3 protein-coding genes and 2 pseudogenes are annotated in these 2,913 nt (G+C 40.2%); 1 reads left to right on the forward strand and 4 read right to left on the reverse strand.

The features are described from left to right. Positions 1 to 103: 103 nt before the first annotated feature. A complete protein-coding gene (locus tag AAC155_RS23870; RefSeq protein ID WP_229015799.1) occupies positions 104 to 274 on the reverse strand; it encodes a Tm-1-like ATP-binding domain-containing protein in 171 nt (56 codons plus the stop codon). A gap of 140 nt (positions 275 to 414) precedes the next feature. Here AAC155_RS23870 and AAC155_RS23875 point away from each other — a divergent pair, with 140 nt between their 5' ends. Then, entirely contained in the window at positions 415 to 1,035 is a 621-nt protein-coding gene (locus tag AAC155_RS23875; RefSeq protein WP_113044393.1) for a TetR/AcrR family transcriptional regulator, read from the forward strand. Positions 1,036 to 1,389: 354 nt separating this feature from the next. Here the strand turns inward: AAC155_RS23875 and AAC155_RS23880 are convergent, their stop codons facing one another. The 3 genes and pseudogenes from AAC155_RS23880 to AAC155_RS23890 form a co-directional block, all read right to left on the reverse strand. Then, complete coding sequence (locus tag AAC155_RS23880) at positions 1,390 to 1,836, reverse strand: hypothetical protein (protein WP_113044394.1); 447 nt, start codon at positions 1,834 to 1,836, stop codon at positions 1,390 to 1,392. 470 nt (positions 1,837 to 2,306) lie between these two features. Then, positions 2,307 to 2,549: pseudogene (locus tag AAC155_RS24615) on the reverse strand (VENN motif pre-toxin domain-containing protein); the annotation flags it as partial. Between the two features lie 170 nt (positions 2,550 to 2,719). Next, positions 2,720 to 2,913 (reverse strand): annotated as a pseudogene (locus AAC155_RS23890) (IS4 family transposase); the annotation flags it as partial.

The raw sequence follows: 2,913 nt of genomic DNA on the forward strand, positions 1-2,913 counted from the left end.
AAACGAGTCAATTAAGCATTAAAGCGAAGCGTAGACGAATATGGATGAAAACCCAATTTTTGGAGCGAGTATTACAGGCGGGTTTTGCTAATGTGAGTGATATTTAATCATTCATGCGGTTGCCCTGATTATTCTGATGATTTTCCCCGGGAGTTGATGTAGACACATCAATGATGATTGAATTAACTCCTGCGAGGTGTAAACAACATTTCAACCAGACCAGCTCGTCCAGTTTTGTGTCTGCTGTGCCAACGACAACCACAAATCGCGTCATAGTGTTCACCCCATGTGGCATACTTAGTTCAAAGACTAATGTAAACCTATTGTAATATTTTACAACATGCAAGTTATTTTTTATCATTAGTGATATTTATTACTGTTAATGCTATACGGTTAAAATTTTAAGGGGGTTAAATGATTCTGTTTGATGAAGAAAATCTGTCGCCAGTCCGGCGTCGTACCCTGGAACGTATCACTCATTCAGCTCTGAAGTTATATCGTGAAAAAAAATTTCCGTCTCCTGAAGAGATTGCTAATGAAGCTGAATATGCGAAGGCCACGTTGCGCAGCTACTTTTCAACTCACAGTGATTTTGTCGAATATGTTGTAAAACAAGTCATTGGATCATTCGTTATCCCCCCGATGGGCAATGATGCAGAAGAAAATATTGAGAAGTTATTGGGATGGGGTTATGAAGAAATAGAAGCCAATGAGGCATTGATGAGGGATGCCTTACGCATTTCTCAGTTACGCTGGCAGGAATCTTTATCCGGTGAAGATAACCACAAACGACCTGTTTTGAAGAAAAAAAGTAACCGTAAAGAGACACTTTCTACGGCGTTAGCGCCTCTAAAAGGTCAGCTTAAAGATGACACAATACATAAGATTATTATGTTGATTTCAGTTTTATATGGTACAGAGGCTATGACTATTCTGAAAGATACTTTTGGGTTAGAAAATGATGAAATCATCAACTTAACGAGTTGGGCTGCAAAGTTGATTGTTCGGCAGGTCATTAATGAGGAGCTAAAATAATCCGAAGGCCATTTTTTAACACAAAGGGTAAAGAAACTGGGCACGAGGCCCGGTAAAAGTTTCTTTTGGTGTATGGGCCTGTACATTTTGTGAGTGGTGTATTAGTTCAGATTAGATCTGATACTTCGATTTGAAAAGAAGAGAGTTACCCGCTTTGATTAAAGGTGCTGAATCTTAAATCAAAGCGGGTCTTCTCAATCGGTCGCGGTAGGAATAGCCGTTACCAGCTCCCCCCTGCCGTGACCGATTTTTTAGCCTGATAAGCCACTTTTCCCGGACGTAGTGAACTGCCCCTTTTAAATGTCGGATGATTGTCTAACATTTTGGGGGCAGTTCATAAATCCGGGATCTTTATTAGTGTAGTATATGGGTGAAAAGATCATCAATATCAATCAAGTATCGCCATTTTCCCTTATTTGTATATAAGGATAATTCATAATTTTCACCTGATTTTCCAATATATATTTCAGGGAAATTAACACCTCGTGCAGCGAATTTAAAACAATGGCTTGCTCGATACTCGAACATCATATCTATAAAACTTTCATTATCCACATCTATTTTTTCGTAAAATTCATGTATGTAATAAGCAATAGAGTCAATGCTACAATTATGATCAGGTAGATCAACATAGCGGATATTAGATTCATTATCTTTCATCCATAAAATAAACTCAGACACATTGACTTTCCCATGAAAAATAGAAAAATTTTCTTTATCTTTATATAAAAGAAGGTTAATAAGATTACCTTCATCATATGATGATATTTCATCTAACAATACAATTCTTAATTTATACATCATCATTTTCCTTTAATCATTTTATTATACTCAGACTTACTGATATCACCTCTAGAGAGAAATTCTCGTAGTACTTTCGGAGGGGCTTCGTTGCCAGGTATTGGATAACCATGCCAACCACCGGCATTGTCTGGCTGAAACTCATATAATTTTCCGTCAGCTATACCATAACGTTGCTTTCCACCTTGAATAGAATTATTCAAAACTTCTTGGGCTTTTGAATTAGTTAAATCCATTGGAGTACCCCAACCTCCAGGAGCATGTTTAGGGCTAGGGACGTATTCATTACTATCAGATAAATAGATTAGCTCATCTTTCGTTGGCCCATCAGGAATTGGTGTCACTGTCGTATTACCACCTACATCCGGCTTACCTTCCGTATTGCCGGTATGATTAGGGTATTTCCTTATATCACCGGATTGATCACCGCCGGTATGTGTTGGTAGGTCAGTTGGATTAGCAACTTGAGTGTATTTATCCTGAAGTGTATTTAGGTAACTCTGTGTGATTTCATCATTTCCCATCATCTGAAGCATAATCAGATGGTCTAAGTCTTCTGAAGAAATCTTATCAGCGATTTCCTTTGCCACTATTCCGGTTATACCCGCCTTAACGCCTATCTCCAGGACTTTTTCTGCCACTTTGGCTCGACACGGAGCAGCTATTGCACACCCTTCTGTTACCAGTTTTCCCAGGAAATTATTATCCGTAACAACCCATTCCATTGCGAAGTTGATTACCGAACACCTATTTTCCCTGCACACTCAGTCGGTTACAACCCGTTTTTTCCGATGTGCGTTCACCGCCGAACCCAAAACCCCCTGACGCGCTTTTCGCCCCTGAACGCCGGTTTTTCCCGCCGCGCTCTGGTCCTGTCTCTTGATCAGATCTCCAAATCAACTGATTTAGCCAGCAAATAGCCGTCTATCAGGGTTTGCAGCCGAAACCAACCTTCCCAAAGTCGTTCCCATCCGACTCGACCCGTGCGTTTGGAATCGTACCAGCCGGCCAGTTTTCCCAGATTGATGAAGGCCCAATGCAAGCTCGGGGCTTTTTTCGGCACACGGCATTTTTCTT

The sequence above is a fragment of the Photorhabdus sp. HUG-39 genome, from assembly GCF_963878365.1.
Lineage (GTDB): Bacteria > Pseudomonadota > Gammaproteobacteria > Enterobacterales > Enterobacteriaceae > Photorhabdus > Photorhabdus kayaii.

Coding starts and splice junctions, on each gene's coding strand:
- AAC155_RS23875 (WP_113044393.1), top strand. CDS start 415: ATGATTCTGTTTGATGAAGAAAATCTGTCGCCAGTCCGGCGTCGTACC.
- AAC155_RS23880 (WP_113044394.1), bottom strand. CDS start 1,836: ATGTATAAATTAAGAATTGTATTGTTAGATGAAATATCATCATATGAT.
- AAC155_RS23870 (WP_229015799.1), bottom strand. CDS start 274: ATGACGCGATTTGTGGTTGTCGTTGGCACAGCAGACACAAAACTGGAC.